A 24915-nucleotide genomic window follows, 5' to 3' on the forward strand; every position below is an offset into this window, starting at 1 on the left:
GTGAATTACATTTTGTTTGTGAAAAGAGCCCCCATCATAATCGATTATGATGGGGGTTTCTACATATTATTAAATAAAAAATTTAGAATTTATATACCAATCCAAGATTGATATCATTAAGATTTAACCCAATACGAAATAAATCTGTAGAGTCTGTAGCTCCATCCTCTTTTGAAGTAGAGTATCCTAATGCTCCCCAAAAAGCTTCAAGTGCAAAATGATCACTTAAGAAATAACTTACTCCTGGTCCTACATTGATGCCAAATCCATCAGTTTTACTTTCAATTACCCCGATGTCTGAATTTATGTTAAGGTATTCCAGACCTGCTTCACCAAAAATAGAGAATTTACTAGAAGGCGTGAAATAGTATCTTCCGAAGACACCTACATTGAAAATATTTGTTTTCACTTCATCCGTAAAAGGAATATCCCTTTTTGAGGTCGTATAACCTAATCTAGCGCCAATAGAAATAGCTTCAGAAACAAAGTAGCCTACTCTTGGTACAATTTCAAAGGATGTTATTTTAGAATCACCAACGGTTTGTGAGTTATATCCAAAAGATCCAGATACAAAAACGTCCCCTTTAGCGAATCCTTCTCCATCCTGAGCATTAGCAAAAGCTAAGCTAAATACTGCTACTGCAGTTAAAATTAATTTTTTCATGATAATTGTCTGTTTATGGTTTATTACACCCATTAGTAACAATTATGGAATGTTTGTTACTAAAATTTTAAGTGAATTACGCTTTGAGGAGTGTAATTGTTTAGTAATCAATGAATAAGGGTGTTCCTTTTTTAGGTAAAATTTGCCTTATAATAAGAATGAATATATTCTGTTTCAATATCTGTTGTACATTTTTATATGTATAACATTTGCCATTCGAGTTTACTTTCCCAGTAAATTAAAACAACAACTGTTATTACATTTTTTATTAAACGAAGGTTTTTTTGTTTCCTTTTACTTTGTATAAAAAAATAAAGCTACTTTTGGATATAAACTTATAGTAAAGGATGAAAAGAAATACTTTTATACTTATGATGATCCTAAGTTTTGTTTCTGTGAATGCGCAGAAGCTTGATGATGAAGATCCGTTATATGCACGAGCAGGATTTAAAGGTGGTATTAATTATAGTAATATTTTGGGTGATGCCGATGGTACTGAAGGAAGGATAAGAATACATCTTGGAGCAGTTGTAGAATATCCTATTTCAAGTAAGTTTTTTATACAAGGAGAATTACTCTATTCTGCACAAGGTTACAAAGTAGATGTTGGAGGTCAGGAACAGAAAATTAGTGTAAACTATTTTTCGCTACCTATTATCACTAAAACATATATAACAGAACGAATTAGTTTAGAAACAGGACCACAGTTTGCTTTAGTAACTAATGTGGGAAATGATGATGTAGCGGATAATGATCCCTTTTTTGATTCTTTTAATAGTTTTGATGTTAGTTGGGCTTTCGGAGCTGGTTATAAACTGGAAAGTGGCTTGTTTTTTCAGTTACGATATAATTTAGGTTTAACTAATATTAATGATACAAGTATCATGGATGTAACCAATAGGAATTCAGTTGCTCAATTATCAATAGGATATTTGTTTAAGACAAAAAATAATCGAAGAATCATACGAGAACAATAAATGAAACTTTTAATATTAAACGGACCAAACCTTAACCTTTTGGGTAAAAGAGAACCTGGTGTATATGGGAATCAATCTTTTGAAGATTTTTTTTCAGGGTTGCAAATGAAATTCAGAGATGTAGAGTTAGGATATTTTCAATCTAATATCGAAGGCGAGCTAATAACTAGAATTCAGGAAGCTGATGGTACTTATGACGGTGTCATTTTAAATGCAGGTGCTTATACACATACTTCTATCGGTATTGGTGATGCTATCAAAGCAGTTACTGTTCCTGTGGTCGAAGTACATATTTCTAATACATTTGGTAGAGAAGAATTTAGACATCAATCCTATATTTCTCCAAATGCTAAAGGGGTTATTCTTGGTTTCGGTTTACGGAGTTACGAGTTAGCGATTCAAAGTTTTTTATAGAAAAAATGCATAAAACCTATTTTAATTGGAGTAGTGGTAAGGATTCTTCGTTGGCCTTGTATTATATGATGCAACAAGAAGAATTTAGGATTTCTACCTTATTGACTACTGTTAATAAAGATTACGAGCGTGTTTCTATGCATGGGTTACGAGAATCTTTGTTAGATGCTCAAGTAAAAAGCTTAGGTTTTCCTATACATAAAATTAAACTTCCAGCCGATGTTTCTATGGCTTCATACAATGAAGCAATGAAGAGTAGTATAGAGCGCTTAAAAGATCAGGGAAATACGCACTGTGTATTTGGAGATATTTTTTTAGAAGATCTTAGACAATATCGAGAAGACCAGTTAAAAAGTATTGGTATTCAAGGTATATTTCCACTCTGGAAACGAAATACTAAAGAATTGTTGTTAGAATTTATTGACCTAGGATTTAAAGCGATTACAGTATGTGTAAATGCGAAATATCTTGATGAATCATTCTGTGGTAGAGTTTTGAATAAATCGTTTTTAGAAGATTTACCTGAAAATGTTGATCCCTGTGGCGAGAATGGTGAATTCCATACGTTTGTATTTGATGGTCCGATTTTTAGCGAACCCATCGCTTATGAAATAGGAGAGAAGGTACTCCGAGGTTATACACCTTCTGATGATGATGACAATTGTTTTACGGATGAAGAGAATAAAGGTTGGGATACTTCATTTTGGTACTGTGATTTGACTCCGAGTTGATTGTGAAATAGTGTTTTTTTGAATAGAATTAAGTGTTTTCCCCCTTTTTTAAGGATATATTTTTATATACTTTTAACTACTTAAGCTTTATTCTAAAATATACTCGTATGATAGAACCTATTATTTTATCCAAAACGGATGCTACTTCGGCCAATAATGTATTTAATAATGCGTTGACGAATGAACCGGCGACACTTATGCTAGTAATAGGTGATAATGCTCAATCCAACGGAGCTGTGCAAAAACTTTCTTCTTTTATTAATTCTGATGACCATTTTTATAACGGAGTAATAGCATTACAAGCTCCTAATATTAGTTTTATTTTAGATACTCTTAAAGGATTAAAAGTTAGTCCAAGATTAGATGACATAGATTGGGATTCTATTGATTCTTATTTGATTATATCCATTTCTAATGTTTTTAATAATATTGGAAATGTAGTATTATCCTCTAAATATGATAATAGGTCTACTTACTACATAGAAAAATCTATTATGTTGGCAATGGCTTACGACCAAAATTTAAATCAATAGTGATATGAGTGTTATAAAAAATCTCCATTATTATATACTTATTTTCTGTTATTGTGTATCAACTGCAGTAGCTTATGGTCAGAATCAAGTAGAAGATGAGGATCGGAAATCTGTGTTTTCTGTTTTAGAAAGAGATAGAGATGCCGGTTATCAAGATAAAGATTCTACATATATTAATAATCGGATCGTAGATATTAATAGTATTTTACAAATAGATTTAGATCTGGGGATTATTACATCTAAAGTAGCATCTAACACAGAAGGTTTACCAGCTGGTATTGGTGAGAAAATAAGTAAGCTTACTAAGGCGTTAAAAGAACGTAAGCAAGTTCTGAAAGCATTCGATAGTTTACTAAAAAGCTATGATTATGAAACGTTTAAGGAAATTCCCAAGGAGAATGAAGAATGGGCGGCAGCTATGCAGCGATCCGCGATTTCTGTAGTTGATCTTTGGGATGTAAGTAGTTTTATAGAATTCGGTGATCCAAATGATAAGAATGTGAGTTCTAGACCTGGACCTACCTATCAAAGGGCGCAGATAGAATTAACACGTATGAGTGAAGAGGTGGAAGTTTTTGCTGATAAACAAGGTATTTATATTCAATTTGGAGCTTGGTTATATAGCAAAAAAAATCAAAATACTCCTTTGCATATTCCAGGTTTTGATTCCATTAAACCTCAAACACCTTATGAGGTAGATAGATGGAGAATACTTCCGACAAAAGAGCAGTTAGCGCAATTACAGGAAGCAAGTAACCTAGCAAAAGAAAATAAAGATAAAGGATTGTCAGTTCTTAAAGAAACTATTGATATACAAGTAGTGCAATTAGAAGAAGTGCTTAAAGGGCAGTTTAACGCATTAATTGATTCCTTGGATAGTCAAGCACAACAAATAGTTGACGATCGAATTAAACCTATCACTACGGAGATAGCATCTTTCAAAGAGAATCTTGAGAGTTTTAAAAATGATGTGAAACAACGTATTTCATATTATGAAGATTTAAATATAGACTCTGAGCTTTCTGTAATTCAGGTGTTAACGAGGATAGAAAGTGATGTGGATTTTATTAAAAACGATGGACAGGCGCTACTTGATCAAGCTACTAAACTATATGATGCTATTGAAAAACTAATCAATAGTACCATTAACAATGTCGATGCCTTAGAAGAGTTTGCAAAAAACATTAAAAATCAATTAAAAATTTGGCTGGATACTACATTAGAAAAAACTAACATTTCTAAAATAAAAGAACTTCTAAAAGGAACTTCGGTAGATTTTGCGCTATTAAAATTTAGTGATAAGGTTTTTAAATTGTCATTAAAGGATTTACCAAAACAGGCAGATTTGGATTTATATACAGCTGGAGTCCGACAAAGTGGAGACAGAATTGCATTTAAGTTTGAAATTACTTCTAAAGAAAAAACACTCTATACAGAAAATAGGGAAGTGTATATGTTTAGAATTTTACCACATATAGAAAGTACGGTAGGTGTCATTTTTGCGGATCCTCTAGCAAGAACAAATGTAAAAACACAATTTCAGATGGCTCCTTATTATAACTTGATTCTAAAAGGATTATGGGATCAAAAAATAAGAAGAAAAAGCGTAGCGTATAATAGAATATTTGATTGGGGAATTGGACTTCATGTTTCTGCTCCGGATTTTGATGGAGATGATGTTCCTGAGTTAGGTGCCGGTTTAGTAGTTTCAATACTACACGATTATGTGCAGACAGGGGCAGCTATTAACGTTTTTACAGGTGATCCATACTGGTATTTTGGATTGAGATTACCAGTGCCTTCTTTTAATATTGGATCAATTCCAACGAATTCTAATTAAAATCATAATATTATTAGATAAAAAAACACCTTACCAATTTTTAACAGGTAAGGTGTTTTTATTTTAAATATATTTTAGATTGTTTTATAAGTGAATCACTTCGTCATAAGCATCTGCCACTGCTTCCATTACAGCCTCACTCATTGTTGGGTGTGGATGTATGGTTTTAAGTACTTCGTGCCCTGTGGTTTCTAATTTTCTTCCTAATACAGCTTCTGCGATCATATCGGTAACACCAGCTCCAATCATATGGCAACCTAACCATTCACCATATTTAGCATCAAAAATTACTTTTACAAAACCATCTTTAGTTCCCGCTGCACTTGCTTTACCAGAAGCAGAAAATGGGAATTTACCAACTTTAAGCTCATATCCAGCTTCTTTGGCTTGCTTTTCTGTCATTCCTACACTTGCAATTTCCGGAGAAGCGTATGTACATCCAGGGATATTACCATAATCGATTGCTTCTACGTGCATACCAGCTATTTTTTCTACACAAGTAATACCTTCTGCAGAAGCAACGTGTGCTAGTGCCGGACCAGATACAACATCTCCTATAGCATAAACTCCAGGAATATTAGTTTGATACCAGTCATTTACCACAATCTTATCTCGATCAGTAGCAATTCCTAATTCTTCTAATCCAATGTTTTCTATATTCGTTTTGATTCCTACAGCAGATAATACGATGTCAGCCTCAAGAATTTCCTCTCCTTTTTTAGTTTTCACCGTTGCTTTTACGCCATCACCGCTCGTGTCTACACTTTCTACAGAAGAATTGGTCATCACTTTAATTCCGGCTTTTTTGAAACTTCTTTCAAATTGCTTAGAAACTTCTTCATCTTCTAGCGGTACTAGATTAGGAAGGAATTCTACTATGGTAACTTCTGTTCCCATTGCATTATAAAAATGCGCAAATTCTACACCGATTGCTCCAGAACCTACTACGATCATTTTCTTAGGTTGAGAATCTAAAGTCATGGCTTTTCTATACCCAATTACTTTTTTACCATCTTGTGGTAAGTTTGGTAATTCTCTTGATCTTGCTCCTGTAGCAACAATGATATGCTTTGCGTCATAATCTGAAGAGTTTCCGTCTTTATCAGTAACAGTTACTTTGCTACCGGATTTTAATTTACCAAAACCTTCGATTACATCAATTTTATTTTTTTTCATTAAGAATTGAACACCTTTGCTCATTCCTTCTGCAACGCCACGACTACGTTTTACTACTGCATCAAAATCTTTGTCAAATTTTTCCACAGTTAGGCCATAATCAGACGCATGTTTAAGGTAGTCAAATACCTGTGCACTTTTTAACAGTGCTTTTGTAGGTATACATCCCCAATTTAAACATACCCCTCCAAGGCTTTCTTTTTCAATAATAGCAGTTTTAAACCCTAATTGAGAAGCTCTAATAGCAGTAACATAACCACCAGGTCCACTTCCTAATACGATAATATCATATGCGCTCATAAATGTGAATTTTTTGAAGACACGAATTTACGGATAATTAGGTTAACCAAAAAAGGTTTTAACCATTCCATTTTTGTGATTATTCACACTAATTATTTGCATAAAAAAACACTACCCTAAGGATAGTGTTAATTTTTAATAAATATATCTTATTGTTAACATCTATAGTTAGATTTTCTGATTTAATCTAATGAAAATTTAACGATGTCATTTGCATTTAATTTTAGGGAAGATAAAATATTTTCCATGTTATTAAAATCTACATTTTTGTTTTGTGCAAAAATGCCCGGCACAATTACTATTCTGAAGATTTGATTTTGTGTAAAAGAGTTATCTAATGTTGTGAAATTATCTGATTCTAAAATGATTTCTAGATCAAATATACCGCTTGGGTCATCAAAAATAAAGTTATATCTGAATTGAGCAAAACCTCCATCAGTAAATAAAAATGTTCTTGGAAGCGGTTCCCATACTTCAACTCCATTATTAGCTGCTGTTGCAATTGGATCTACTACAAACACCAATGCTACATCAGATTCAAATACTTCAATCTGATTGGGAATAGTTACTCCTATTGATGCCGTTGTACCGTTCGTAGAAACAAAATCTACATTGTCTATTTCAAAAACACTGGCAACATCTCCAGCTGGTCCTTGAGGTCCTGGCAAACCATCAAATCCTGGAGGGCCTTGATCCCCTTCACATGCGGTAAATAATATTGTTGATAAAAATAAAAGTGTGAAAATCTTTTTCATAATATGTAATAATTTGTTGTTATGATATTCAATGTATTTATCAATAAGCGTTCCAAAGTATAAAATTTATGATTTATCAAAATCAATACTTACAGAATTCACACAATAGCGCTGTCCTGTTTCTGTAGGTCCATCATCAAAAATATGCCCCAAGTGACTACCACAGTTAGCACATAAGATTTCTGTTCTTATCATGCCATGAGTTGTGTCTTTTATATATTCCACGCTTCCTTCGATAGATTGATCAAAACTAGGCCAACCACATCCAGAATCAAATTTTGACGTACTTTCGAACAATGGAACATGACATCCCATACATTTATAGGTCCCATCTTCTGAGTGAATATTATATGCTCCAGTAAAAGGACGTTCAGTTCCTTTTTGTCTCAATACTCTATATTGTTCTTCAGAGAGTTCTTTTCTCCATTCGTCTTCTGTCTTGTCAAAAGGGTATTTACTCATTACTTGGTTTGTTTTGGTTCAAAAATTAAAGCATCTCCATTAATACAATGTCTTTTTCCAGTGGTTTCTCTTGGTCCATCATTAAAAACATGTCCTAAATGTCCACCACAAGTTCCACATACTAGCTCAGTTCTGGCATAACCTAATTTATAATCAGTATCAACAGATACATTCCCTTTTACAGCTCTATCAAAACTAGGCCAACCTGTACCGCTATCAAATTTATGTTCACTCTCATATAACGGTGTGTTACATCCTGCACAATGAAAGGTTCCTGATGCATACACTTTATTTAGAGGACTAGAGAAAGGTCTTTCTGTGCCAGCTTGCCTTAAGATGTAGTACTGATCGTTTGTTAGAATTTCTTTCCATTCTTTATTCGTTTTAGAAACTGCATATTCTTTCTTTTCTTTTTTGGTTTCTTTTTGTGCATTACCAGTACAACTTATTGTTAAAATACCGATGAATAGTATTAGAATCTTTTTCATTTTATTTAAATTATAGTTTTATCTGTTTATAGTCGTATATCTGTACTATCCATAACATAAGATTCTTTATTCTGTAATAAAGTCAATTATTTTATGAATAGCTTCCTGATCTCCAAGAATCTTTCTATGACCCAATTTCTCAGTTAACAGTAATTTTCCTTCGGTTAACTTTTCCTTAATCTCCAAAGCCTCCGCATAATGTACGTCTACATCATTTTTATCGTGAACAACTAATGTCGGTATTTTTACAGCTTCTGCAGAGACACCACCAGAATAATTGTCAAGATCTTCTCCATAACGTGTGTCGAGGTATCGTTTCATTAAGATACCTGTTTTTTGACTTAACTGTAGATTTTTAGCAAATTCTTTGGTTATTTTAGTGATACTATTTGCAGTGCCTATTATTACTAGTTTTTCAATCATTAAACCTAATTTGGTTGCTCTTAATAAAGACATTCCTCCTAATGAATGTCCTATAGCACTATAGAATGGTCCATGCGTTTTTTCTAACTGCTGTATGGTTTCAATGAAGTGTAGCATGTTACTTCTCTTTCCAGGAGCTTCGCCATGTGCAGGAGCGTCAAAACTTACCGTACTAAAACCCTTTTGCAATAATTGATCTGCAATCTTAGAAAGCTGAGTACCGCTACCAGACCAACCATGTACTAGTAAAATTTTTTTGTTTGAGTTTCCATAATTGTAAACAATTACATCTCTATTTATATTTTTGATATTTACTTTTTCTTTATGACTTTCTATCGCCATAACCTTTTCTCGTTCAGGTCTTTTATACTTAAACGGAGTTAAGAATAAACGCGCAGCAAATCTAGAAGCTAAAAAAGGAGAAATCGAGTTCAATACTTTTCCAGTATATAAAATTGGTTTAGGAATAAGTAGTGCTTGGACTGGTATTAGATTTTTATCAATCTTAGTCATTAATGAATAATCAATTTTTATTTAAAATTAAAACAACAAAAAAGGTTGTGAGAAATATTATGAATAATTAACACTTTAGAAGAGATTTAATGAATTAAAACGAAATATATTTTATGAATTCTTTTATATAAGTTTATAAAGTGCTTAATTTAGTAGCTTATTTTTAATCTAAAGCAAATGCGGGTGGAACCCACTGAAATACAAAAAAAGGAACAGAAAGTACTTTATAGTTATCAAGCCAGAGATATTGATAAGATCTTTGGGCGTTTGCAAGAGTTTCCAAAAAGTTATAATTTACTTTATCAATTACCTACTGGTGGAGGTAAAACAGTTATATTTTCAGAAATTGTAAGGAGGTATATAGAAACTACAAAGAAGAAAGTCGTAGTCCTAACACATCGTATCGAACTCTGCGATCAAACTTCTAAAATGCTTACTGAGTTTAATGTGAAAAATAAGATCATTAATAGTAATGTAAAAAAGCTTGAAGATCAGCATGAGTATATGTGTTTTGTGGCTATGGTAGAGACACTCAATAATAGACTAAATGATGATCAATTAGAGATTGATAATGTGGGAATGGTTATTATTGATGAGGCACATTATAACTCTTTCAGAAAACTATTTCGTTTTTTTGACACTTGCTTTATTTTGGGTGTTACAGCTACACCTCTTAGTTCTAATATGAAACTTCCAATGAAAGATAATTATCGGGAGTTGATTGTGGGAGATACTATTACATCTCTTATAGGAAATGGGTTTTTAGCTAAACCGATCACGTATACATATGATGTTGGTCTAGGCTCTCTTAAGATCGGGATGAATGGGGATTATACCGTGAAATCTTCCGAAGATCTGTATACAAACGCTTTGATGCAGGATAAGTTACTAAAAGCGTATGAAGAAAGAGCAAAAGGACAAAAGACGTTAATTTTTAATAACGGTATTAATACTTCTATTCAAGTTTATGATGTTTTTTATAGAGCAGGATATCCGATAAGACACTTGGATAATACCAATAGTAGACAAGAAAGAGTGGATATACTAAAATGGTTTAAGCATACAGATGATGCAATTCTTACTTCAGTGAGTATCTTGACTACTGGATTTGATGAACCTACAGTAGAAACCGTAATTCTTAATCGAGCTACAAAATCTTTAACCCTCTATTTTCAGATGATTGGTAGGGGATCCAGAATACTTCCTAAAAAACCAGAGTTTTCTATTATTGATATGGGAAATAATACAGCCCGTTTTGGACTTTGGAATGGAGAAATTGATTGGCAGTCTATTTTTAGGTCGCCTGATTTTTATTATGAGAGCTTAGTTAGTGATGATGAGATAGAGCGTAAATTTAAATACGTAATGCCGGAAGAAGTCCGAAAGCAATTTAGTAATTCTACTGAAATAGATTTTGATATCGAAATCGAATACGCCAATACCAAAAAATATGGTTTACGTAGTAAAAGCGTTTTAGAAAAATCTATAGAACAACATGCCAAGATGTGTGTAGAAAATAGTGAAGACGTTTTCGATGCACGAATTCTTAGTAAACTATTAGATCAAGATATCGAATATAGAGTTCGTCGATATTCTTACTGTATCAGCAAAAGCACAAAAAATTATAGAGATTGGTTACAAGAAGATTACGGTCGAAAATTACGTTCCAAAATCAATCAAATGTTCTTATAATAGGTCTATTTTACATTTTCTTTTAATGTATAATGACCTTGATCAAGCAGTTTTTAAGGTCTTTTGATATAAATTCACTGTCTGTTTCTAAATTCGTTCACTTTCTTAAAATACATATTGTTGAGTGATAATTTTGTTGTCAATTAGTTGTTTAAAGCAATTTTCACAGCACTTTCTGCATGAATCTTTGTAGTATTGAATATTGGAATATCTACGTCGTCTTGTTCTATTAACAAGGGTATTTCGGTGCAACCAAGAATGACACCTTCAGCTCCTTTGTTTTCTAGATCTTTTATGATACGTTTATATACTTCTCTTGAATTATTTTCAATATTCCCAAGAACTAATTCCTTATATATAACCTTATGTATGATCTCTCTATCATCAACATCTGGAATTATAACATCAATACCGTATTTTTTAAGAGTTGTTCTATAGAAATCTTTTTCCATGGTAAACTTAGTACCTATAAGTGCAAGTTTTTGCAATCCTTTGGATTGAATTTTTTTTCCTGTAGCATCGGCAATATGTAGAAAGAGAATCGTTACGTTTTTAATTATTTCATCGCTACATAAGTGCATGGTATTTGTGCAAAGAATTATTAAATCTGCTCCAGCATTTTCTAATTGTTTTGCTGATTTGATCATGTATTTAGTCAAACCATCCCAATCATCTTTTTTTTGTAAATTTTCAATTTCTGCAAAATCAACAGAAACCATAATAGATTTTGCAGAATGAAAACCACCTAATTCTTCTTTTTTTTTTGTTGATCAATTCATAATAAACTGTTGAAGATTCCCAACTCATGCCTCCAATTAATCCTATTGTTTTCATAATTTATTCCTTTATATTTCTATTTCCCCAATTAAATATGGAACTGAATATCCACTAAGAAAAACACGGTTTCCCACTAATTTGCAATCAAGTTCGCCACCCCGCTTGGATAATTGATGTGCTTTAAGTGCTGTTTTACCAAGTTTTTCTGCCCAAAATGGAACTAAAGCAGCATGAGCGGAGCCCGTAACGGGATCTTCTAGAGGAATTTCAGGATTAGCATCGAATACTCTGGATACAAAATCCGAATTTTCACCTTCAGTAGTAATTATGGTACATAAATAGGGGAGTCCTTTCAGAAGTTCTAACTTTGGTTCTTCTGCTAATACTTCTTCTTCAGAGCCAACAGTTATAATAAGATCTCTTCCAGCAAAAGCTTTTAACGGTTTAGCTTGGAAAGCTTCAAATACTTCTTTAGGAATATCAACAGGTTTAGGAGGTCGAGAAGGGAAATCTAATGTAATAGATCCGTTATCTTCTTTTTTAGCTTTTAGGATACCACTTTTAGAAGAAAATGTTACTTCATTAATTGTAGTGTCTATATAATTAAAAATTACATAAGCAGAAGCTAAGGTTGCGTGACCACATAAATCAATTTCTGCATAGGGCATAAACCATCTAATCTCATAGATGTCATCTTTTTTTACAAAATAGCCTGTCTCAGCAAGATTATTTTCGATGGCAATGTTTAATAAAGTCTCATCATCCAACCAATGAGGTAAATGGCAGATAGCAGCTGGATTACCTCCAAAGAGTTTTTGCGTAAATGCATCGATCTGGTATATTGGAATTTTCATAAGGTTAATAAATTTTTAGAATTTGACCTGTATTTTTATTAGTTAGTATATACTCATATATTTTTACAACATCTTGAATTTCTACAGGTAAATATCCCGCAAATTTCTGATCTTTAGGGAAATCACCGGCTATTGCTCCAGGAGCTACAGTATTAAGTCGAATACCACGAGTTAGTTCCTGGGAAGCTGCATTAACAAAACTATGAATGGCACCGTTAACCAAAGAAAGTGCTACAGCATTTGGTTCATAATGTTCAGCAAGAATACCTGTGGTTAATGTAATAGAACCATTTTCTTTAAGATAATCTTTAGCTATGTGAACAAGATTTACCTGTCCCATTAATTTGCTTTTAATTCCCATGTAATAATCTTCTTCCTCGAGATCAGAAAGTGATTTCCATGAAGCGGTACCAGCAGCATTAATGACAGCATCTAGTTTGGGCAATTTCTTAAAAAGTAATTTTATAGAGTTTTTGTCTGTAATGTCAATAGGATAGGAGCTACTGTTTCTATGTGCGCCGTATACTTCGTTGGTTTTTTTAAGATAATTGTAAATTTCTTTTCCTATGGTTCCGGTTGCTCCTATAATTAAAATCTTCATAATTATATATTTAGTTTTGTAAATATGTTTCTATAAAATTTTTATAGATTATCTTTCATTTCAGTAATATATTCCTGAATCATCTGTTCATTCCTTTTAAAATAAGTCCATTTCCCATGTCTGGTTGGTATAAGCAAACCAGCTTTATGCATCGTAGCTAAATAATGAGAAATAGTAGGTTGTGATAAGCCAGACTTATCTTGAATTAATTGGCCACAAACTCCAAAATCAAAGTGTCCTAATTCTACATGTGGTGGAAAATTAGAATCCGGATCTTTTAACCACTGCAGTATATCTAACCTAGTGGAATTTGCCAAAGCCTTTTTTATTACTAATACTTTTTCCTTATTCACGAGTCAAATATACATATTTAGTTTTATAAATATGTTATCTTAACAAGATTTTATTTAAAACACTTGTAAGTGTCTAAATCACGTTACGAGTTTTTTATTAAGACATTAGTGTATCTATTAAGATTTTTTAGGACCATTTCACTTCCTTTTACAACAACTTCCAACGGATTTTCTCCTTTGTAAACAGGTAATTCTGTAGCCCTAGAGAATCTTTTATCAAGACCTCTAAGCATAGATCCACCTCCGGTTAAGAAAATACCGGTATTATATATATCTGCAGAAATTTCAGGAGGAATATCTGATAACGTATCTAGTACTGCATTTTCTATCTGTGTAATGGATTTATCCAGACTTTTAGCAATTTCTTTATGAGTAATATAAACTTGTTTCGGCTTACCTGTTAGCATATCTCTACCTTGTACAGGTATTTTTTCTGGTGGTGATTCTAATATATCTAAAGCAGAACCAATCTTAATTTTAATATCCTCAGCAGTACCTTCTCCAATATGCAAATTATGGTTTTCTCTTATGTACTGAATGATGTCCTCGTTAAACACATTTCCTGCTATTTTTACTGACTGGCCTGATATAATTCCGCCAAGTGTAATTACTGCAATTTCTGTAGTACCTCCTCCAATATCTATTACCATATGTCCCTTAGGTTGTAGGACATCAATTCCAGCTCCAATTGCTGCGGCCATAGGTTCTGCAATTAAGTATACTTTTTTTGCATTAAGACGTTTAGCAGAGTCTCTTACGGCTCGCATTTCTACTTTAGTGATTCCACAGGGAATTGCTATGATCATTTTGTAAGATTTAATAAAAATAGCACTGCTTATATCAGATAGTGTCTTGATGAGAATTTTGAGCATCTTCTCGGATAAATCAAAATTGGCAATGACTCCATTTCTTAGCGGATAAAAGGTTTTAATATTCTTATGAATTTTGCCCCGCATATAACTAGCCTCTTTCCCGACTGCGATTATTTTTCCGCTAATTCTGTTAACAGCTATAATCGAAGGAGCATCGATTGCTATTTTACCTTTGTGTGTTATTAGCGTGTTAGTTGTTCCTAGATCTACTGCTATTTTATCAGTTAAAAAATCAAAAAAGCCCATAGTTATTGGTTAAGTTAGATTGATTTGAGTTGTATAAATATTAAATAGTTCGATCATATTCATACATTTGGGTTGCTAATTCATGATAACTCTTATAAACATATAATATTGTAGGTTTTTTGTAAACACTTAATAGTCAGTGTTTTGAAAATTGTTTTGTTTCAAAATATGATTTATAAGTAGTTAGGAGAAAATTTTGAGTAATTTTTTCTTTGGTATTATTTTTAAGTATGTTTTAGGTTTTATTTAGTGCCTTGTAAAATTTTTATCACTTACTATCGTTTTCCAGATAGTTTCTTTTATTTTTGCTGCTAATGATGCGTAAATACATATTTCTGGTACTACTTTTTTTTACCGCTTTGACCTATTCACAAATAGGAGGGAGATATACCTATCAATTCTTGAATTTGGTTTCGTCTCCAAGACAGGCAGCACTTGGTGGTAAGTACGTTACTGGTTATAATATGGACCCTACTTCTGCGATGCTTAATCCAGCAGCGATTAATATCGATATGGATAATCAATTAGCTGTAAACTATGTGAATTATATTGCCGATGTTAACTATGGGTCTGTATCATATGCAAAAGCTTTTGGAGAAAAAAGACGAGTATTCCATGCCGGAATCACCTATATAAATTATGGTAAGTTTGATGGTTTTGATGAATTTGGAAATGAAACCGGAGATTTTGGAGCTGGTGAAGTAGCAATATCAGTAGGATACGGATATGCTATACCTAATTCGAATTTTCATGTAGGTGCCAGCGGAAAATTTATTTCTTCGAAGTTAGAGCAATATACATCCTTGGGTGGTGCATTAGATCTAGGTTTGATATATCATAATCCTGATTCAAAATTTGATTTTGGACTAGCTGTTCGTAACTTGGGGACACAATTTACCACGTATGAGAATACAAGAGAGGATTTACCACTATCAGTGGATATGGGATTTGCTCAAACATTAAAAAATGTTCCAATCCGATGGAATCTAACTCTTGAAAATTTACAGGTATGGGATGTAGCATTCCGAAATCCTGCACGGGATATTACGGATCTAGAAGGAAATGTGGAAGCTGATGATCCTGGTTTTTTAAATAATGCGTTGCGCCACGTGGTGGTAGGGTTGGAGTTTTTTCCAGAAAGTGGATTTAATATTCGCTTAGGGTATAATTTCAGAAGATCTGAAGAATTAAGAATAGAAGATCAACGATCATTTGCAGGACTTAGCGGTGGATTTTCTCTAAAACTTGGTAAATTTAGATTTGCTTATTCTTATGCTCGTTACAATTCTGCAGCTTCTTCCAGTACTTTTGGTGTAAATGTAAATCTTCAATAGTGGATAGAAAAATAATCATTGCAATAGACGGTCATTCATCTACTGGTAAAAGCACTGTAGCTAGACAATTGGCAAAAGAATTAGGATATATTTATGTGGATACAGGGGCTATGTATCGAGCCGTTACTTTATATGCTATGCGACATAAGTTTATCGATGAGTCTGAGATTGATAAAAAAGCATTAGAACAGAGCCTTCATTTAATTAATATTAGGTTTGAGGTTAGTTCGGAAACAGGGCTTGCGGAAGTAATGTTGAATGATGAAAATGTAGAAAAAGAAATAAGAACGCTAGAGGTTTCTAGACAAGTAAGCCCAATTGCTGCTATATCAATGGTTCGAAGAAAATTGGTAGAACAACAACAATTAATGGGTAAAGACAGAGGAATAGTGATGGATGGCAGAGATATTGGAACAGTTGTTTTTCCGAATGCAGAATTGAAATTATTTATGACAGCAACCGCAAAAGATAGGGCAGAGCGGAGGTATAATGAACTTTTGGAAAGAGGAGAAAATGTTAGTTATGAAGATGTTCTAAAAAATGTAGTTAATAGAGATCATATCGATAGTACAAGAAAAGATTCTCCACTTCGCAAGGCTGATGATGCTATAACAATTGATAATTCTAATCTTACTCTTGTAGAACAATTTGATCAAATACATACTATAGCAAAGGATGCTATCGCCCAAAAAAACTTATTAAGCTAATAGTAAATAATAAGTTTTTCCTTAGACTTCTTATTCCTACTCTTTAGGTTCCCTAAGTTCATAGAAAGTCATTTTTCCTTTCACCCATTCTATTAGTTCTTTTTTTTCATTCTTTTCCTTAACTAATAGTACACGATTAAGAATAAGTGTTTTGTCTTCGAAAGTATATCTTAGGGGAATAGTGGTATCAGTAATAGCATATAGAGGTGTTTCCTTAAGAATTTTGTATTCCTTGCCATTGTTCATGACCACAATTTTTTTGGATTCAAAAATAATATTGGTTTTAGATAAAGCCTGCCCATACCCAGATATTACCAACATTAAGAAGAATGAAAATAAAATCGATTTCATAATTATTTACAGATTTGGATTGTGTGTGTTACGGTAAAACCTCAAATTTAAACATTTTATTGTTTTTGACCAGTATTTTTCAAGAAACACTTAAATTTTATTAATTTATCGATGGAACGTTCGAAATTTTTAATAAATATTTATCAAAAAAAAGGCCATCCACTAGCATTTTGGAAGGCCTATATTATAAAGTATGTTTTAAAATGTATCTTATAGATTAGGGATAATTAATTCTTGATCAGGATGAATAACATCAGGATTCTTAAGAATATGAGTGTTTGCAGCAAAAATCTCCTTGTACTTCATTGGGTCTTTAAAGTAGTGCTTCGCTATTTTACTTAAAGACTCTCCACTTTTTACAGTATGTCTGTGATATACAGATGTATCTGCTACATCAATATCCGCTACAATATCAGCAGGGGCTTCTCCTCCAATTTCTTTTATCTTATCCCAAAGTTGATTTTTTTCATATTGAGTATTTGCAGTTCCTTTTACTTTAAGTACTCCATTATCTTCAGAAACGTCTCCATTTTGGATATTCAATTCTTGTCCTAGATCCAAAACATCTTGATATTTTGCTTTAACCATAACTAAGTTGATTTTATAAATTATTAATTAGATTTACTCAAATATAATAATTTATAAAATTGATTTTATATAATTTACTGATTAAAAAACATCTTATAATCGATGAAATGCATAATTTATCTATATTCGAATGCTTATAAATAAAAGTCAATATGTTTCGAAAACGATTCTATTATATTATCCAATTACAATATTTGGGATTTAGATATCATGGATGGCAAAAACAACCAAATGTGAATACTTTACAACGAATGGTAGAACGTACTATAAATTATGTATTGGAGACCAAAGATTTTAAGGTGTTAGCAGCTGGGCGAACAGATGCTAAAGTTTCGGCAAATGAAGCTTATATAGAATTGTTTGTGGATCATACGCCATTAGAACTAAAGGATTTTTTTGATTTATTTAATCAAAATCTACCACAGGATATAAGAGCTATAAGCATACAGGAGACAGATGAGCAATTTAATATCATACAACATCCAAAAATAAAAGAGTACATATATCTTTTTACTTTTGGTAAAAAGTTTCATCCTTTTAGTGCGCCATTTATGTATAATATCACGGAAGATCTTAATATTGATTTAATGGTAACAGCAGCCAAATTATTTGAAGGAAAGCATAATTTCAGATCCTATTGCCATAGACCGAATGAGAATACAATTGTACATGGAGAAATTATACAATGTGAAATTGTAAAGAATACTTTATATACAGCTAGTTTTTTTCCGGAAGAAAGTTATTTACTTCGAGTAAAGGGAGAAGGGTTTAAAAGAAACCAAATTCGATTGATGATGGGAGTATTATTAGATCTGGGAAAAGGCAAAATAGATATAGATTTTATTAAACAGACATTAGATCCGGATAGAGAAAAGATAACTTTAGAACATATTGTTCCAGGTTCCGGATTGATTTTAAATTCAGTAACACTTAAAAATGAAATATTATGAAAGTAGTATCTACTAATATTGGAGAACCGCAGACTATTTCATGGAGAGGGAAAGAAGTAAAGACAGGGATTTATAAATACCCCGTTATAGAACCTATTTTTCTTGATACCGAAGATGTAAAAGGTGATCACGTTATGGATCGGCGTGTTCATGGCGGTGTTGACAAAGCCTGTTATTTATATGCAGCAGAACATTATCCATACTGGAAAGGCAAATATCCTGATCTAGATTGGAGTTATGGTATGTTTGGTGAAAACCTTACGGTTTTGGGGCTAGATGAAGGTATTATTAAAATAGGAGATGTATATCAATTAGGAGATGCCATAGTTCAGGTTTCGCAACCAAGACAACCTTGTTATAAATTAGGAGTGCGTTTCGGAACACAAACTGTTTTAAAACAGTTTATCGAAGCCATGATGCCAGGTGTTTATCTAAGAGTTTTGACTTCTGGAGAAGTTAAAACAGACGATGTTTTGATGGCAGAGGAAATACATAAGGATGGAATATCTATTCGTGATATGTATCGATTGCTTTATGATCAAAATTCATATTTAGATTTGGCTAAAAAAGCACTTGACAATCCTTTTGTTACCGTAAACAACAAGAAAAGTATCTTGAATCGGTATGGGAGTTCCATTTCTAAATAAAAAGATAATTGTTAAGTATTGATTATCATAAAGAAAGTAAAAAGAAATCAACGTATACAATAGATTAAGGAAGAATAAGGCCCCTTTATTAATGAATACAAGAGAAGTTAAAAATCTAATTGTTGGAGCAGGACCTGCAGGTCTCGCTATAGCCGGTCGTTTTAGAAAACAAAGTATTCCTTTTGAAATAGTTGAGCAGACCGATAAAATTGCATGGAGTTGGCATAACCACTACGACCGGTTATTATTACATACAGTAAAAGAACTTTCTCATTTACCTCATTTAGAATTTCCAGAAGAATTTCCAAGATATGTTCCGAAAGCTAAACTAGCTGCTTACTATGAGAGCTATGCAAAACATTTTAATATTAAACCTAGATTCAATTTAGAAGTTCAATCTATTAAAAAAGAAAATGATTATTGGATCGTTACCACCAATAAAGAAAATTACAAATCATACAATGTAATTGTTGCCACTGGAGTGAATAGAATTCCCTTTTTACCAGTTTGGAAAAATCAGGAAAATTATAAAGGTGAAATTATTCATAGTAGACATTATAAAAATGTAATTCCTTTTAAGAATAAGAAAGTACTTATAATAGGTATGGGGAATACAGGAGCTGAATTAGCACTGGATCTTAGCGAACACGATATCGATGTCACCATTTCTGTAAGAAGTTCATTGCTAATCGTTCCTAGAGATATTAATGGCAGACCCGTTCAAACGACAGCTAAAAAATTAGAGAAGTTACCTTTTGGATTAGGAAGATGGATTGGTAAGCAAGTAAGAAAAATTGTTATTGGTGATCTATCTAAATATGGAGTTTCAATATCTAAAAAAGATCCTATTGACCATCTTAAACAAACCGGAAAAACTCCAGTCATTGATTTAGGAACGGTAAAGCAAATAAAATCTGGTAAGATCAAATTAGTAGGGGATATTGAATCTTTTTATGAGTGTGGCGTTCAACTGAAAGACGGAACACAATTAGAAATAGATACTGTAATTCTAGCAACAGGATATAGAGCAAAAGTGGAACAGTTTATAGAGAATACAGAAGGATTATTTGATCGATACAATGTTCCTAAAAACGCAATTGGAAATGGAGACCATAAGGGGTTATTTTTTGTAGGTTTTGATAATTACAAACTTGGTGGAATTCTGGGAACAATCTTTAATGATTCTAAAACAATTGTAACAAAAATTTTGAAAAGTTGTAAGTAATTTCACTGTTTACAGTGTATAATTCTTTTAATGATTATATGAAGTTTGTAGCATGCTTTTATAAATCATTTAATACTATTTATATATGAAATATAGACTACTTCTTTTATTACTAGTATTAACAGGAAGTCAGTTCTTAAGCGCTCAGCAAGTATTAAGACCATTTGTTGCACATTATGGTGATAATCTTGTTTGTGATAATTTTCCAGCTATTTCAGAAGATGGGTTGCATTATCTGATTATCTACAGTCAATATTCTTGTTGTGTTGATTTAGGATTTTCGTTACAAAAGATACGTTCCAGTGATGGAAAGTTGTTAGATGAAATTATTCTGTCACCAAGTGAAGAGGCTGATGAATTTATGGTTGCAAAACAAAAGTCTATTTATGAAAAAGTAAAGAAACTTTTAGAGAGTGATAACTATTATACATTAAAAGAGATTCTAAAATTTGATCAAAAAGTAGATCCTATTGATAATAAGATGTACGTAGAAGTCAATGTATCTAATGAAGTGTGTAAAAGTGAAAAATTTATATTACCTCAAGTAAATTCCCATGGTTTTTGCTGTAATGGAGGTACCGATATTCATGAAAATTGTTTGTTATATCAAAGCATAGTAAATGTTTCTTTATCTGTCGAACATAAGATGTTTTTAATAGAAACTGGATTAGCTCAAGTTGCAGATGGTTGTGATCAAGGACCATTTTATCGTATGATTCCGATTACTAAAAATTAACTATTATAATGATTCATTATCCAAAACAGCTAAAGCCAGTTTTATTGTATTATAATCCATTGCTTGTTCGAAATGTTCGAAATAGGGTTTTAGAGTTTCAGGACTATCCAGCGTTTCTTTTGCTTCTTTTACCGAAATGATATCTTCTTTACTTACAAATTGTTTTAAATCAATATCTTCACCATCATTGTATAATTTCATAATATGAGAAAAAACGGTAGACTGTGCCAGTTTTCTTTCTTGTGCAATTTCTTCTATGGATAATCCTTGTTGATATAGATGCAAGGTTTCTTTGTGAGAATTCCCCTTATTCTTATTGGTTTTCTTTTTCTTTTTAGTTTTTTCTGCAGAAAAATCAATGATTGCCTTTATGAATTGATATCCATAGTTTTGCATTTTAAGTTTACCGACACCGCTGATTTGCATGAATTCATCATCACTCATAGGTCTCGACTTTTCCATTTCTTTTAAGGAAGCATCATTGAAAATCTGATAAGCAGGAATACCAGCTTCCTTAGCTAGTTCTAAGCGTAGTTCACGCAATTTATCGAACAATGTATTTGCTTTTACTTTTTTAACCTGTTGAGCAGCTATTTCTTTAATTTTTTCAAACTCCGCAAGATTGGCGAGGCTAACTTTTTCTCCTTCAAAAAGTACTTTTTTAGAAAGGGAAGTTAGTTTAAGTTTGTTGTTAAGATGAAAAGCAATTTCCAGATATCCCTGATTAATTAACTGTATAATATATTGTTGCCAATCTCTCCAAGAAATATCATTAGCAATGCCATACGTTTTAAGGCTTTGATATCCTTTATCCAAAACCATAGCATTTTGAGCTCCTCTAAGAACGTCAATTACTGTTCCTATAGGTTCTTCTTCTTTGATTCTTGCTACTGTAGATAATGCTTTTTGCGCAATAACAGTTCCATCAATAAAACTTGGCGGATTTTTACAAACATCACAATTACCACAATCTTCTTCAATTAATTCTCCAAAATAGCTAAGTAATATTTTTCTTCTACAACTAAGAGAATCGGCATATTGTTTCATTCGATCCAACTTGGCCATCTGTACTTCTTGATTGCCAGATGTTGTTGCAAATTTTTGTAATTGCACTACATCAGCATAACTGTGAAATAGTACCGTAGAAGAAGGTAATCCATCACGACCGGCACGTCCAATTTCCTGATAATAACCTTCTATGTTTTTTGGTAAATTGTAATGAATCACCCAGCGTACATTAGATTTATCGATTCCCATACCAAAGGCAATAGTAGCGCATACAATTTGTATAGTATCATTTATAAAACCTTCTTGTACTTTGGCTCTTTTCTTGTGATCTATACCAGCATGATAAGCTTCTGCGATAAACCCTTTACTTTGTAGTTTTTCTGCCAACATTTCTGTTGTTTTTCTGCTCAAACAGTAGATAATACCGACATCATTAGGTTTGTCTTCCAGGAAATCTATAATTTGTTCTACTCTCTTATTACCCGGACGTACTTCCAGACTTAGATTTTCACGGTCAAAGGATGCTAAAAACTGCTTTGCATTAGGAATATTTAATTGTTTACAAATATCTTGTCGGGTTGCCTTATCAGCGGTAGCCGTTAATGCAATAACCGGAGTATCAGGAAACCTGTTTTTTAAGTATCCTAATTGTGTATATGCCGGTCTAAAATCGTGCCCCCAAGATGATATACAATGCGCTTCATCAATAGCAATTAAACTAATAGTAATTTGTGAAAGTATATTATCTAAGAAACTCAAACTTTCTGGAGCAACATAGAGTAATTTAATGTCTTTATCTAGTAGTTTTTGATAGATTTCTTGTTGTTCATTTTCATTTTGACTACTATTCACAAAAGATGCTTGCACGCCATTAGATAATAACCCATCTACTTGGTCCTTCATTAATGCAATTAATGGAGAAATTACTAAGGTAATACCAGGAAGTAATAGTGCAGGTAATTGGTAACAGATGGATTTTCCTCCACCCGTAGGCATGACAACCATATTATCCAATCCATTGAATACGGAATCAATGATTTCTTGTTGTAACGGTCTAAAGCTGTCGTATCCGAAATACTCTTTTAAGGTACTAAGAATTTGTTGTTGTTCTGGCATAAATGCAAAGAAAGGAAAAAGCCATTAAAAATTAAACGATCTTATCGGCGCATATTAATTTCTTTTCTACTTTTTAGAACTACTTAGACATGCTGATCTAACAAAATTGTATTGCCATCAGGATCCATTAATACAATACTTCCTGGACCGCTCGAATCTTCATCTGCCTCTTGTTCTAACTTTACGCCTTTCTTTTTTAAATCTTTTTGAATTTCTCTTACATCATCAAAACTTTCAAGTTTATTAGCAGAGGTATCCCATCCAGGGTTAAAGGTCATAATATTGTTTTCAAACATTCCTTGAAAGAGACCAACTAGATTGTTTTCATTTTTCATTATCAAATAATTATTTTCGATATCTCCAGCAAACACTTTAAAACCAAGGTTTTCATAAAATTCTTTCGATACGTTAATGTCTTTTACATTTAGACTTATCGAAAAAGCTCCTAATTTCATCTTTTTATAGTTTTTGATTTATATGACTCTAATCCTATATATAAAATAGGTTATTTTTTTGTCAAAAGTTTGAACTCTTAAAAGATACTAAATTTAAATTAGTGATATTGATTATGAACGAAAGCAGTTATTATAAACCAGAAGATCATTAAAAAAGCTATTCCCCATTGTATGTAATCATTTCTTTTAGTAGTACCTGTTTTCGTATTCATAATGTAATAATATATTAGATTCATCAATATAAGTATAAGAATAGGAGCATTCGTTACATTTTTCAATGTTAGAGATATTATATTTGAATAGGTGTAATTATATTTTGTAGTTTATACGGTATGAAAAATAAAGGCAATATAGTAGAAAGAACAAAAAAGCCTTGGCCGACAAAAGATGCAATGGAACAGATTTATGAAAAGAATCTTTGGGGTAGTAATAGTTCTCTTTTCTATTCAGGTTCTGGGTCACATGATCCTGAAATAGTAAAACCCTATATAGATGTTTTAATTTCTTTTTTAGGATCGTTTAAAGGTCTACTTACTGTATGTGATTTAGGTTGTGGGGATTTTAATATAGGAAAAGAATTGGTAGCACATACTAAAAGGTATATTGCTGTTGATATTGTATCTGAACTTATAAAGCATAACAAAGAAAAATTTAAAGAAGAAAATTTAGAATTTCATTGTTTGGATATTTCTGCAGATGCTTTGCCTTCTGGTGATTGTGTGTTATTGCGACAAGTATTACAGCACCTATCCAATGTAGAAATACATCGCATATTGAGTAAGTTAACCAATTTTAAATATGTGATTTTGACCGAGCACATACCTGAAGGATACTTTGAACCAAATATAGATATCATTTCTGGACAAGGAATTAGACTAAAAAAACAAAGTGGTTTAGATGTATTAGCTCCACCATTTAATTTTAAGGTAAAAGAAGAAAAACAATTATCATCAATTATTTTAAATAATCATAATGGAATTATAGTAACTACCTTATACAGAATGTTCTAAGTTATATCGAAATTTGCTAAAATATGCTTCAGATTTGGACATTAAAAAAACGTTGATTTCTTCTTTGATTCTGATTTAAAATTAAAACAAAATTCTCTTCATCAAGAAAAGATTAAT

At 32.2% G+C, this 24915-nt stretch carries 28 protein-coding genes; 13 read left to right on the forward strand and 15 right to left on the reverse strand.

The annotated features are described in order from the left end of the window. Nucleotides 1-82: 82 nt before the first annotated feature. Nucleotides 83-664, reverse strand: a complete 582-nt coding sequence (locus D1818_RS01405) for a porin family protein (RefSeq protein WP_118463418.1) — start codon at nt 662-664, stop codon at nt 83-85. A gap of 347 nt (nt 665-1011) precedes the next feature. On the opposite strand from D1818_RS01405, the gene D1818_RS01410 reads away from it, so the two are divergent. From D1818_RS01410 to D1818_RS01430, 5 genes are all read left to right on the forward strand, one after another. Next, the gene (locus tag D1818_RS01410) at nt 1012-1641 is read left to right on the forward strand and encodes a porin family protein (RefSeq protein ID WP_118455667.1); all 630 of its coding nucleotides are present in this window, start codon (nt 1012-1014) and stop codon (nt 1639-1641) included. Further along, on the forward strand, nt 1642-2055 hold the full coding sequence (gene aroQ, locus D1818_RS01415) for a type II 3-dehydroquinate dehydratase (protein WP_118455669.1): 414 nt from the start codon (nt 1642-1644) through the stop codon (nt 2053-2055). Nucleotides 2056-2060: 5 nt separating this feature from the next. Then, on the forward strand, nt 2061-2786 hold the full coding sequence (locus D1818_RS01420; RefSeq protein WP_118455671.1) for a diphthine--ammonia ligase: 726 nt from the start codon (nt 2061-2063) through the stop codon (nt 2784-2786). Nucleotides 2787-2893: 107 nt separating this feature from the next. After that, nucleotides 2894-3319, forward strand: a complete 426-nt coding sequence (locus D1818_RS01425; RefSeq protein WP_118455673.1) for a hypothetical protein — start codon at nt 2894-2896, stop codon at nt 3317-3319. 4 nt (nt 3320-3323) lie between these two features. Beyond that, on the forward strand, nt 3324-5159 hold the full coding sequence (locus D1818_RS01430) for a hypothetical protein (RefSeq protein WP_118455675.1): 1836 nt from the start codon (nt 3324-3326) through the stop codon (nt 5157-5159). An 84-nt stretch (nt 5160-5243) separates the two neighbouring features. On the opposite strand, the gene lpdA is transcribed toward D1818_RS01430, so the two are convergent. From lpdA to D1818_RS01455, 5 genes are all read right to left on the reverse strand, one after another. Continuing rightward, nucleotides 5244-6635, reverse strand: a complete 1392-nt coding sequence (lpdA, locus tag D1818_RS01435) for a dihydrolipoyl dehydrogenase (protein WP_118455678.1) — start codon at nt 6633-6635, stop codon at nt 5244-5246. Nucleotides 6636-6817: 182 nt separating this feature from the next. Next, a complete protein-coding gene (locus D1818_RS01440) occupies nt 6818-7390 on the reverse strand; it encodes a collagen-like protein (RefSeq protein ID WP_118455680.1) in 573 nt (190 codons plus the stop codon). Between the two features lie 66 nt (nt 7391-7456). Next, nucleotides 7457-7852 carry a peptide-methionine (R)-S-oxide reductase MsrB gene (msrB, locus tag D1818_RS01445; protein WP_118455682.1) on the reverse strand — a complete coding sequence of 132 codons (396 nt, stop codon included), beginning with the start codon at nt 7850-7852 and terminating at the stop codon, nt 7457-7459. Beyond that, nucleotides 7852-8340 (reverse strand): peptide-methionine (R)-S-oxide reductase MsrB, encoded by a 489-nt coding sequence (gene msrB / locus D1818_RS01450; RefSeq protein ID WP_118455684.1) that lies wholly within the window; start codon nt 8338-8340, stop codon nt 7852-7854. Before msrB (D1818_RS01450) ends, msrB (D1818_RS01445) begins: the two co-directional genes overlap by 1 nt. Nucleotides 8341-8406: 66 nt before the next feature. Beyond that, the gene (locus D1818_RS01455; RefSeq protein ID WP_118455686.1) at nt 8407-9276 is read right to left on the reverse strand and encodes an alpha/beta hydrolase; all 870 of its coding nucleotides are present in this window, start codon (nt 9274-9276) and stop codon (nt 8407-8409) included. Between the two features lie 177 nt (nt 9277-9453). Here D1818_RS01455 and D1818_RS01460 point away from each other — a divergent pair, with 177 nt between their 5' ends. Further along, nucleotides 9454-10968, forward strand: coding sequence for a DEAD/DEAH box helicase (locus tag D1818_RS01460; RefSeq protein WP_118455689.1), 1515 nt, complete (start codon nt 9454-9456; stop codon nt 10966-10968). 143 nt (nt 10969-11111) lie between these two features. On the opposite strand, the gene D1818_RS01465 is transcribed toward D1818_RS01460, so the two are convergent. The 5 genes from D1818_RS01465 to D1818_RS01485 form a co-directional block, all read right to left on the reverse strand. Further along, the gene (locus D1818_RS01465) at nt 11112-11687 is read right to left on the reverse strand and encodes an aspartate/glutamate racemase family protein (RefSeq protein ID WP_233558639.1); all 576 of its coding nucleotides are present in this window, start codon (nt 11685-11687) and stop codon (nt 11112-11114) included. A 126-nt stretch (nt 11688-11813) separates the two neighbouring features. Next, complete coding sequence (locus D1818_RS01470) at nt 11814-12599, reverse strand: PhzF family phenazine biosynthesis protein (RefSeq protein WP_118455691.1); 786 nt, start codon at nt 12597-12599, stop codon at nt 11814-11816. 4 nt (nt 12600-12603) lie between these two features. Beyond that, entirely contained in the window at nt 12604-13200 is a 597-nt protein-coding gene (locus tag D1818_RS01475) for a short chain dehydrogenase (RefSeq protein WP_118455693.1), read from the reverse strand. Nucleotides 13201-13241: 41 nt separating this feature from the next. After that, entirely contained in the window at nt 13242-13553 is a 312-nt protein-coding gene (locus D1818_RS01480; protein ID WP_118455695.1) for a helix-turn-helix transcriptional regulator, read from the reverse strand. 83 nt (nt 13554-13636) lie between these two features. After that, the gene (locus D1818_RS01485; protein WP_118455697.1) at nt 13637-14671 is read right to left on the reverse strand and encodes a rod shape-determining protein; all 1035 of its coding nucleotides are present in this window, start codon (nt 14669-14671) and stop codon (nt 13637-13639) included. A gap of 314 nt (nt 14672-14985) precedes the next feature. Here D1818_RS01485 and porQ point away from each other — a divergent pair, with 314 nt between their 5' ends. Further along, nucleotides 14986-16005, forward strand: a complete 1020-nt coding sequence (porQ, locus tag D1818_RS01490; protein ID WP_370449459.1) for a type IX secretion system protein PorQ — start codon at nt 14986-14988, stop codon at nt 16003-16005. Next, nucleotides 16005-16712 (forward strand): (d)CMP kinase, encoded by a 708-nt coding sequence (gene cmk / locus D1818_RS01495; protein WP_118455703.1) that lies wholly within the window; start codon nt 16005-16007, stop codon nt 16710-16712. Before porQ ends, cmk begins: the two co-directional genes overlap by 1 nt. Nucleotides 16713-16748: 36 nt before the next feature. Here cmk and D1818_RS01500 read toward each other — a convergent pair whose 3' ends face one another. Together D1818_RS01500 and D1818_RS01505 are read right to left on the reverse strand one after the other, a co-directional pair. Beyond that, nucleotides 16749-17063: a hypothetical protein gene (locus D1818_RS01500; RefSeq protein WP_147406224.1), complete on the reverse strand. Its 315-nt coding sequence runs from the start codon at nt 17061-17063 to the stop codon at nt 16749-16751. A gap of 210 nt (nt 17064-17273) precedes the next feature. Then, nucleotides 17274-17651: a LysM peptidoglycan-binding domain-containing protein gene (locus D1818_RS01505; RefSeq protein ID WP_118455706.1), complete on the reverse strand. Its 378-nt coding sequence runs from the start codon at nt 17649-17651 to the stop codon at nt 17274-17276. A gap of 152 nt (nt 17652-17803) precedes the next feature. On the opposite strand from D1818_RS01505, the gene D1818_RS01510 reads away from it, so the two are divergent. From D1818_RS01510 to D1818_RS01525, 4 genes are all read left to right on the forward strand, one after another. Next, nucleotides 17804-18601, forward strand: coding sequence for a tRNA pseudouridine(38-40) synthase TruA (locus D1818_RS01510; protein ID WP_118455708.1), 798 nt, complete (start codon nt 17804-17806; stop codon nt 18599-18601). Beyond that, entirely contained in the window at nt 18598-19248 is a 651-nt protein-coding gene (locus tag D1818_RS01515; RefSeq protein WP_118455710.1) for an MOSC domain-containing protein, read from the forward strand. The genes D1818_RS01510 and D1818_RS01515 overlap by 4 nt, the downstream gene beginning before the upstream one ends. Before the next feature lie 91 nt (nt 19249-19339). Then, a complete protein-coding gene (locus D1818_RS01520) occupies nt 19340-20473 on the forward strand; it encodes an NAD(P)/FAD-dependent oxidoreductase (protein WP_118455712.1) in 1134 nt (377 codons plus the stop codon). 85 nt (nt 20474-20558) lie between these two features. Then, nucleotides 20559-21209 (forward strand): hypothetical protein, encoded by a 651-nt coding sequence (locus tag D1818_RS01525; RefSeq protein ID WP_118455714.1) that lies wholly within the window; start codon nt 20559-20561, stop codon nt 21207-21209. A gap of 3 nt (nt 21210-21212) precedes the next feature. Here D1818_RS01525 and recQ read toward each other — a convergent pair whose 3' ends face one another. Both recQ and D1818_RS01535 read right to left on the reverse strand, forming a co-directional pair. Further along, complete coding sequence (recQ, locus tag D1818_RS01530; protein ID WP_118455716.1) at nt 21213-23333, reverse strand: DNA helicase RecQ; 2121 nt, start codon at nt 23331-23333, stop codon at nt 21213-21215. Between the two features lie 83 nt (nt 23334-23416). After that, a complete protein-coding gene (locus D1818_RS01535; protein ID WP_118455718.1) occupies nt 23417-23788 on the reverse strand; it encodes a VOC family protein in 372 nt (123 codons plus the stop codon). Between the two features lie 332 nt (nt 23789-24120). Here D1818_RS01535 and D1818_RS01540 point away from each other — a divergent pair, with 332 nt between their 5' ends. Further along, a complete protein-coding gene (locus tag D1818_RS01540) occupies nt 24121-24798 on the forward strand; it encodes a class I SAM-dependent methyltransferase (protein ID WP_118455720.1) in 678 nt (225 codons plus the stop codon). Nucleotides 24799-24915 lie beyond the last annotated feature (117 nt).

The organism is Aquimarina sp. BL5, from assembly GCF_003443675.1.
In the GTDB taxonomy this organism is placed as follows: domain Bacteria; phylum Bacteroidota; class Bacteroidia; order Flavobacteriales; family Flavobacteriaceae; genus Aquimarina.

Coding starts and splice junctions, on each gene's coding strand:
- D1818_RS01405 (WP_118463418.1), bottom strand. CDS start 664: ATGAAAAAATTAATTTTAACTGCAGTAGCAGTATTTAGCTTAGCTTTT.
- D1818_RS01410 (WP_118455667.1), top strand. CDS start 1,012: ATGAAAAGAAATACTTTTATACTTATGATGATCCTAAGTTTTGTTTCT.
- aroQ (WP_118455669.1), top strand. CDS start 1,642: ATGAAACTTTTAATATTAAACGGACCAAACCTTAACCTTTTGGGTAAA.
- D1818_RS01420 (WP_118455671.1), top strand. CDS start 2,061: ATGCATAAAACCTATTTTAATTGGAGTAGTGGTAAGGATTCTTCGTTG.
- D1818_RS01425 (WP_118455673.1), top strand. CDS start 2,894: ATGATAGAACCTATTATTTTATCCAAAACGGATGCTACTTCGGCCAAT.
- D1818_RS01430 (WP_118455675.1), top strand. CDS start 3,324: ATGAGTGTTATAAAAAATCTCCATTATTATATACTTATTTTCTGTTAT.
- lpdA (WP_118455678.1), bottom strand. CDS start 6,635: ATGAGCGCATATGATATTATCGTATTAGGAAGTGGACCTGGTGGTTAT.
- D1818_RS01440 (WP_118455680.1), bottom strand. CDS start 7,390: ATGAAAAAGATTTTCACACTTTTATTTTTATCAACAATATTATTTACC.
- msrB (WP_118455682.1), bottom strand. CDS start 7,852: ATGAGTAAATACCCTTTTGACAAGACAGAAGACGAATGGAGAAAAGAA.
- msrB (WP_118455684.1), bottom strand. CDS start 8,340: ATGAAAAAGATTCTAATACTATTCATCGGTATTTTAACAATAAGTTGT.
- D1818_RS01455 (WP_118455686.1), bottom strand. CDS start 9,276: ATGACTAAGATTGATAAAAATCTAATACCAGTCCAAGCACTACTTATT.
- D1818_RS01460 (WP_118455689.1), top strand. CDS start 9,454: ATGCGGGTGGAACCCACTGAAATACAAAAAAAGGAACAGAAAGTACTT.
- D1818_RS01465 (WP_233558639.1), bottom strand. CDS start 11,687: ATGGTTTCTGTTGATTTTGCAGAAATTGAAAATTTACAAAAAAAAGAT.
- D1818_RS01470 (WP_118455691.1), bottom strand. CDS start 12,599: ATGAAAATTCCAATATACCAGATCGATGCATTTACGCAAAAACTCTTT.
- D1818_RS01475 (WP_118455693.1), bottom strand. CDS start 13,200: ATGAAGATTTTAATTATAGGAGCAACCGGAACCATAGGAAAAGAAATT.
- D1818_RS01485 (WP_118455697.1), bottom strand. CDS start 14,671: ATGGGCTTTTTTGATTTTTTAACTGATAAAATAGCAGTAGATCTAGGA.
- porQ (WP_370449459.1), top strand. CDS start 14,986: ATGATGCGTAAATACATATTTCTGGTACTACTTTTTTTTACCGCTTTG.
- D1818_RS01500 (WP_147406224.1), bottom strand. CDS start 17,063: ATGAAATCGATTTTATTTTCATTCTTCTTAATGTTGGTAATATCTGGG.
- D1818_RS01505 (WP_118455706.1), bottom strand. CDS start 17,651: ATGGTTAAAGCAAAATATCAAGATGTTTTGGATCTAGGACAAGAATTG.
- D1818_RS01510 (WP_118455708.1), top strand. CDS start 17,804: ATGTTTCGAAAACGATTCTATTATATTATCCAATTACAATATTTGGGA.
- D1818_RS01515 (WP_118455710.1), top strand. CDS start 18,598: ATGAAAGTAGTATCTACTAATATTGGAGAACCGCAGACTATTTCATGG.
- D1818_RS01520 (WP_118455712.1), top strand. CDS start 19,340: ATGAATACAAGAGAAGTTAAAAATCTAATTGTTGGAGCAGGACCTGCA.
- D1818_RS01525 (WP_118455714.1), top strand. CDS start 20,559: ATGAAATATAGACTACTTCTTTTATTACTAGTATTAACAGGAAGTCAG.
- recQ (WP_118455716.1), bottom strand. CDS start 23,333: ATGCCAGAACAACAACAAATTCTTAGTACCTTAAAAGAGTATTTCGGA.
- D1818_RS01535 (WP_118455718.1), bottom strand. CDS start 23,788: ATGAAATTAGGAGCTTTTTCGATAAGTCTAAATGTAAAAGACATTAAC.
- D1818_RS01540 (WP_118455720.1), top strand. CDS start 24,121: ATGAAAAATAAAGGCAATATAGTAGAAAGAACAAAAAAGCCTTGGCCG.